This is a genomic window from Geobacillus sp. Sah69, from assembly GCF_001414205.1.
GTDB classification, from domain to species: Bacteria; Bacillota; Bacilli; order Bacillales; family Anoxybacillaceae; genus Geobacillus; species Geobacillus stearothermophilus.
Genome location: NZ_LLKS01000019.1, coordinates 331,483 through 337,725 on the forward strand (window position 1 = coordinate 331,483; position 6,243 = coordinate 337,725).

General features: G+C 52.5%; 6 protein-coding genes and 3 pseudogenes. 4 read left to right on the top strand and 5 right to left on the bottom strand.

What is annotated here, in order from left to right:
• Nucleotides 1-35: 35 nt before the first annotated feature.
• Nucleotides 36-533, top strand: a complete 498-nt coding sequence (gene queF, locus AP057_RS03520; protein WP_025948364.1) for a preQ(1) synthase — start codon at nt 36-38, stop codon at nt 531-533.
• A gap of 53 nt (nt 534-586) precedes the next feature.
• On the top strand, nt 587-1,270 hold the full coding sequence (locus AP057_RS03525; RefSeq protein WP_055358082.1) for an NAD(P)H-binding protein: 684 nt from the start codon (nt 587-589) through the stop codon (nt 1,268-1,270).
• 32 nt (nt 1,271-1,302) lie between these two features.
• Here AP057_RS03525 and AP057_RS03530 read toward each other — a convergent pair whose 3' ends face one another.
• From AP057_RS03530 to AP057_RS03540, 3 genes are all read right to left on the bottom strand, one after another.
• Nucleotides 1,303-1,482, bottom strand: coding sequence for a DUF2187 family protein (locus AP057_RS03530; RefSeq protein WP_033005507.1), 180 nt, complete (start codon nt 1,480-1,482; stop codon nt 1,303-1,305).
• Nucleotides 1,483-1,712: 230 nt separating this feature from the next.
• Nucleotides 1,713-2,297 carry a cell wall hydrolase gene (locus tag AP057_RS03535; protein WP_055358083.1) on the bottom strand — a complete coding sequence of 195 codons (585 nt, stop codon included), beginning with the start codon at nt 2,295-2,297 and terminating at the stop codon, nt 1,713-1,715.
• A gap of 194 nt (nt 2,298-2,491) precedes the next feature.
• Complete coding sequence (locus AP057_RS03540) at nt 2,492-2,686, bottom strand: hypothetical protein (RefSeq protein ID WP_033015881.1); 195 nt, start codon at nt 2,684-2,686, stop codon at nt 2,492-2,494.
• 171 nt (nt 2,687-2,857) lie between these two features.
• Here AP057_RS03540 and AP057_RS03545 point away from each other — a divergent pair, with 171 nt between their 5' ends.
• Nucleotides 2,858-3,520: a hypothetical protein gene (locus AP057_RS03545; RefSeq protein WP_055358084.1), complete on the top strand. Its 663-nt coding sequence runs from the start codon at nt 2,858-2,860 to the stop codon at nt 3,518-3,520.
• Between the two features lie 210 nt (nt 3,521-3,730).
• On the opposite strand, the pseudogene AP057_RS15990 reads toward AP057_RS03545, so the two are convergent.
• Nucleotides 3,731-4,114, bottom strand: a pseudogene (locus AP057_RS15990) (transposase); the annotation flags it as partial.
• Nucleotides 4,115-4,125: 11 nt separating this feature from the next.
• Nucleotides 4,126-5,052: pseudogene (locus tag AP057_RS03550) on the bottom strand (IS4-like element IS5377 family transposase); the annotation flags it as partial.
• On the opposite strand from AP057_RS03550, the pseudogene AP057_RS03555 reads away from it, so the two are divergent.
• Nucleotides 5,051-6,243, top strand: a pseudogene (locus AP057_RS03555) (ISLre2 family transposase); the annotation flags it as partial. The pseudogenes AP057_RS03550 and AP057_RS03555 overlap by 2 nt on opposite strands.

Sequence of the window (6,243 nt, forward strand, 5' to 3'; positions counted from 1 at the left end):
CGCCCGGCAATGAATAATGAGGGAGGAATGAAGGAATGGCAGGAAGAAAAGAGGAAGAATTGAAAGACTTGACGCTGCTTGGCCATCAAGGGACAACGTATTCGTTTACGTACAACCCCAATCTGCTTGAAGTGTTTGACAACAAACATCCTGACCGGGATTATTTCGTGAAGTTCAATTGTCCGGAGTTCACCTCGCTATGTCCCAAAACCGGCCAGCCGGACTTCGCGACGATTTACATCAGCTACATCCCGGACAAAAAATGCGTCGAAAGCAAATCGTTGAAGCTGTATTTGTTCAGCTTCCGCAATCATGGCGACTTTCACGAAGACTGCGTCAACATCATTATGAACGATTTGATTAAAGTCATGGAACCGCGCTATATCGAAGTGTGGGGCAAATTCACCCCGCGCGGCGGCATTTCCATCGATCCGTACTGCAACTGGGGGCGCCCGGGGACGAAATACGAAAAAATGGCGGAATATCGGCTGCTCAACCACGACTTGTATCCAGAAAAAGTCGACAACCGCTAGAGATGAAAAAAGAGGTAGTTTTTTCGCTCCAACTCCTATATAATGGACAATGAATGTTTGCCTTGGAGGTTTTGGCGTTGGAGCGAAGAACAGCTCTTTTGCTTGGGGCGAGCGGCTTGGTCGGCGGGGAACTGCTCAAGTTGCTGCTTGAGTCGGATTTGTACCGGCAAGTGACCATTTTTGTCCGCACCCCGCTGCCGATTAAACATGAAAAACTGCAGCAAGTCGTCGTCGATTTTGCGCGGCTTGAATCGTATGAGCGGCATTTTTATGTCGATGATGTGTTTTGCTGCCTCGGAACGACGCGGAAAAAGGCGAAAACGAAGCAGCAGTTCATTCAAGTTGACTATGAATATACGCTGCGCGCGGCGGCGTTGGCGGAAAAGTGCCGCGTGAAAAGCTTTTTGACCGTCTCTTCGGTTGGCGCCAACCCGTGTTCGCCGTTTTTTTACCAGCGCGTCAAAGGAGAGGTGGAAGAGGCGTTGCAGCGGCTTTCCATCCCATCGCTTCATATTTTCCGTCCATCGTTGCTCGTCGGCAAGCGTCGGGAGTTCCGCCTTGGCGAGATGCTCGCCGGGTGGCTGTTATGCCGGCTGCCGTTTTTGTTCGTCGGCAAATGGAAAAAATATAAGCCGGTTGACGCCCATCAGCTTGCTTTGGCGATGTTTTACCGGGCGGCGTCCGCAGCGAACGGCGTCCACATCTATGAATGTGATGAACTCGCCCGCATTTCGTAAACAAAAAAGAGGCTCTTGACGGCCTCTTTTTTCTATTCAATAATCTTATAATTTTTATGGTTGACCACCGTCCGCTCTTGCAAATCAAGCTCGCGGTAGTTTTTCATATATGTCAAATCGACGATGACCGAGTTTTCGTTCACTTTTTCCACGATGCCGCGCAATCCATTTTTAAATTCAATAATGTCCCCGACTTTTGCTTTTTTCACCATTCTATCATTCCCCTTTTTAAACCGAATATAGTCGTCGGCGGCTAAAACGGGCGTGATCGGCCGAAAAGGCGGCCGGCTGGTGCGCCCTGGCCGTTGTGCCCGCTCTTTATAAAAAGGAGCAGGCGCTTTTTTACTAGTTTGCCTTATTTTTATGCACAAGTAAAGAGGTTTCTTTCCTAAAATCTGATATTTAAAAAAAACAAGGGGCGAAGCCGTCCCCTTGTTTTCGTCTACTTGGCAAACACATGGTTGCCGATGACGACCGTCACCGGACGGGAGCGCAGCCATTTGCTTTTCGCCGTTTTCGGATTGTAGAAATAGAGCGAGCCGTTTCCTAAACCGCGAAAAGCAAGTGCTTCTTCAACGGCGCGATATGATTCACGGTCAGCGGGTTCATTGATCGTTCCGTTTGCGACCGGCGTGAATGCATAATGGCCGCCAGAGCGCTCATAAATAACAGCGCGGATCGTATCCGGAAAATCCGGATGGTCGACGCGGTTGAGCACGACCGTTGCCACGGCTACTTTCCCGGCGTACGGCTCCCCTTTCGCCTCAGCATGGACGAGGCGAGCGAGCAAGTCTTTTTCCGCCGCTGTAATGCCTGCGTTCGGGATGATCAGTTTTTCGCCAGGATACAGCCGATCGTCTTTTCTATTTTTTTGCATCAGCTGTTTGAGCGGCACGCCGTATTGCTTCGCGATTTTCCAAAGCGTGTCGCCGCGCTTGACAGTGTGGATGGTTGCCGCATCGGCATGGCCGGCAAAGAAAAATATTCCGCACAACACCGCCATCACCCATGCTTTTCCTTTTTTCATCCTGATCCCTCCTCTCGTAAACTCGCTACTAGAGTAACAAGGATGGGAAGATGATTCATTATCGAAATAATGGAAAAAGTGCGCGAAGCATTGAAATGACTAGTTTCATAGGAGGAATGGAAATTTCTCCGCAAGCCAAAACATCCGGCTTTCGGGGCGGAAAGCCGGATGTGAAGCCGCAAAGACGGGAACGTTCAGCTGCGCGGAACATCTGTATAGTGATAAATAATGTGGCCGCCGCGCTGGGCGATGCCGCGAAATCGTTTAAAATCGGGCTGTTTGACGAGCACGGCGCGAAAAACAGGGAAGTCCTCTTTTTTCACCAGCAGTTCGGAGATGATTCCGTTGCGCAAATCATGGATTTGTTTGGCCGCCAACGTTTCATCCATCTGATTCCCTCCCAACGTCCATGTGAGGTTGCTGCTGTTATTTATCATAGCGCAACCGGCGTTTAGGATAAATACCTATATTTTGGCCGGGCAAACACCCTTTGCTTGTGCCGACATACAATATGGATGGGTACGCGCCCCGACAACTATGAGCGAGAAAGGGAGAGGACAATGAATCATTGGGACCCTCATATGAATGATCCGTTTCTGAACGCCTCAAACCAAGGCGATAAGGCCGAGCGAATGGACAATAATGCACCGCCCGTGGCGCCGCTGCCGACCGCACCAGCGGCAATGCCGACAGCGTATTATTCGCCGGTGACTCCTTATGGCTACTGGTGTCCGCCGGCTGTGCCGATGGCTCCTTTGGTCAGTCCGGCCCACCTTGACAGTCCGGACGAATTTGACAGTCCGGACAGCTCCGATATGATGCTGCCGGCGCCGCCGCTCGGTTTAGGAGCCGGGCCGAATATGGCCCATGCTTCCGTTTGGCCGATGGGTGGGAAAGAAAACACGCCGCCGATGACGCCTGATGACGCCGCTATTCCGTATGGCATGACGGCCCCGTATGCAGAAAACGTTCCCCCGGCTGGCAGCACGGCTCCCGTGGCCGTTCCTGGCACGCTGTCTGGAATGGCTGCTGGTGCGACACCAGGTTTCGTTCCTGGCGCACATCCGTATGCGCCGCTGTACTATCCACCGATGGCGCCGCAGCTGTATGCCCCGGTGATGCCGTATGGCTATGGCTATCCCGCTGCGCCGCTGCCTCCATATTATGGCGGAGGAACCCCGTATGCGCCTGGCTTTCCAATCTCGTATGGCCCCTATCGGTAAGATGCCAAAAAAGACCGCCGAATGGCGGTCTTTTTTACATCTGGAGCCGAGAAAATCCTCACTTCCATGCGTGAGCGCAAGTGGGGGATGAATCGGTATCTTTCCTCATCCACCTTTCTCTTGCATCAAGAGAACGAAAGGTGTGAACTACCCCCACTTAATTTTCTAGCGAAAATTTGAAGTGGGGGCTTCCAAAGAAGTTTGACTGCTTCAAGCAATCCTTATTCTTTGAGGCGTGTCCACTTCGCCGCTAGAGCATAAGACACTCAGGTCTACAGCTTTACTTTTCTTTAAGATGTTTAATGCGCCATTGACATCCTGTTTACGAGTGGTGCCTTTGATTTTTTGCTTATCTTTTATGCTTTGAAGTCTGGCATTTTCTTTGTTAAACCATTGATTTATACTTTTTAATCTCCGCCCATCAATGATGAATGATCTGCCATCTGATGTGACACAAGTGGCAAAATTGTTTAATCCTAAATCAATTGCCAGTGCTTTTTGGTCATTTAATTCTCTTTGATCTTCAGGCATTTCATATTTGTACTGAATCTCAAAGAACCTGGCATGATGCTTAGGAATGATTTCAATCTGCTCACGAGTGTTGATTATCCAAAATTATACATACGCCTTCCATAAATTTGGGCATACTCAAACAAAGCAGCGGCCATCCCGGATTTCCAATCGAGAGGAAGCTGCCCAGAGAAAAAACGGCGAACGAACGAAATGAAGGAAAGAGAGACGTTCGTCTGTTTTTTGGTTTGATCATACAGCCATCGCAGCAACACATACGCGATGAACGCCGCAAACAGTTGGTTGTATACCGCATTTTCCGTCGTGCCAAACAAGGTCGGGACATTCAGATATTGCTTCACCCAACGGAAAAAGACCTCAACAGTCCAACGTTGTTGGTACATGTCGGCAATGGTTTCCGCAGACGCATGGAAGAGGTTCGTCACGACCCGAATGTCGCGGCCATTCGCATCTCGAAAGATCACTACCCGGTGACGCTTGGTGGAGCGGCATTGTTTCGTCCCCAACTGGCACGTGAAGTCGGCTTGAACCGATGAGGATGTGCTGGAAAGGCGTTTCAAGCTTTTTTTCTGATGAAGTTCGATGTTGTCCTTCATTCGAATGACAAAGAGCTGATGCTGCTCCACAAATCGATCGAGGCGTTCGATTTTGAAATACGCCCGGTCTTCCACSAGCACTTGTTGAGCGTTCGTCAACTGTTCTCCCACYGGGCCATCRTGACGCAGTCCGGTCGTTTCCACCACGTCTGCCGGCAGCGAGGATTCCGGCGAATACGCGACGTGCAGCTTCACTCCGGCGCGTTCGCCGTGATACGGMGCCCATGGSAGGCGGTTTTTCCCGACYGTGACGGTCGTCGAATCCACCACCCGAAGCGGTTTGGGAAACCGAAGCGAACGGCGGGTTTGGCGGTTGCACTTGGAAATGATCAACGCCAACAAGCGTTTCATGATGTCATAGGGAACTTCTTTCGCTTTCTTGGATACTGTGGAATAATGGAATCTAAGAACTCTTCAAAAGGTGTTCGCTGTCTTGTTGGCGGCCCTTTTGGAGGAGGTTGATCAACAACTGGCGGAAGCGCGGGGCAAGCGCCGGTATCAGCTGAAAGACAAACGGCCGACCACGATCCAAACGCTGTTTGGAGAAGTGATGTTTCGACGGAACGATTACTATGATCGGCAGGCGGGGGCGTATACCTTCTTGCTGGATGCCGAACTGGGCTTTGATGGAGCGCAGTCGATCAGCCCTTGCCTCGAGGAAACGGCGGTCGAGTTGGCCGTAGAGTGCTCTTCCTACCGCAAAGCGGCCCGTACGTTGGAGTCGATCGTGGGGTATGCGGTCCTAAGCCACGAGGCAATTCGCCAACTGGTGCTGGAGGCCCCTGTCTCGCTGCATCACCCTGTTTCCCAACGGCACGGCCGGGTGCTGTTTGTGGAGGCGGATGGGCTGTTCATTTCCCGCCAGGGGAAAGGGAAACGGGCGAAAGAGGAGAAAATCTTGGCGGTTCACGAGGGATGGAAACGAAACGGGTCGCAGCTTGAGCTGGTGAACCGGCGCCACTACCTCCATGAAGGGGAGGGAGACGTGTGGGAACGGTTCGAAGAGTGGCTGATGAAGGAATATGCCTATGATCCGTGCCGGGACCTGTTGATCATCAACGGCGACGCGGCGTCGTGGATCACGGCCTGCCGGGAGTATTTCGGAAAACGGGCGTGCTTTCAGCTGGATCGATTTCATGTGGCGCGGGAGCTGCGCCAATGCCTCTCGGACCATCCGTGTTGGCGGGACGTGCGGAAGAAGCTGGCGAAACAAGACGAAGAGGGCTTCTCGTGGAGCTGAACAGCGCGGTCGGCACGTTGGAGGACGAAGGCAAAGAACAACAGCTGGCCGCCTTGATTCGCCGGATCGAGTCGATGCCGGGATGCATCCGGGACTACCGGGAGTGGCTGTCGGAGCAAGGGGTGGAGACGACCGGCATGCGTGCGATGGGCCACGCCGAGAGCGTGATGAGCCGGTTTGCGCATCGGGTGAAATCCCGCCGCAGCTGGAAAGACCAAGGGCTTCGGGCGTTTCTGAAAGCGATGGCAGCCCGAATCGACGGGGCCGGGTGGAGAAAGGGGCGGTTGGAGGAGGAAGAGCCCCGGAGGGCAGCCTCGGCCTCGACGAAGTCCAAGCGGGTTGAACAGGCCAAACGG

Excerpts from the sequence above, each read along its gene's own strand:
- queF (WP_025948364.1), top strand. The coding sequence starts at position 36 with ATGGCAGGAAGAAAAGAGGAAGAATTGAAAGACTTGACGCTGCTTGGC.
- AP057_RS03525 (WP_055358082.1), top strand. The coding sequence starts at position 587 with ATGTTTGCCTTGGAGGTTTTGGCGTTGGAGCGAAGAACAGCTCTTTTG.
- AP057_RS03530 (WP_033005507.1), bottom strand. The coding sequence starts at position 1,482 with ATGGTGAAAAAAGCAAAAGTCGGGGACATTATTGAATTTAAAAATGGA.
- AP057_RS03535 (WP_055358083.1), bottom strand. The coding sequence starts at position 2,297 with ATGAAAAAAGGAAAAGCATGGGTGATGGCGGTGTTGTGCGGAATATTT.
- AP057_RS03540 (WP_033015881.1), bottom strand. The coding sequence starts at position 2,686 with ATGGATGAAACGTTGGCGGCCAAACAAATCCATGATTTGCGCAACGGA.
- AP057_RS03545 (WP_055358084.1), top strand. The coding sequence starts at position 2,858 with ATGAATCATTGGGACCCTCATATGAATGATCCGTTTCTGAACGCCTCA.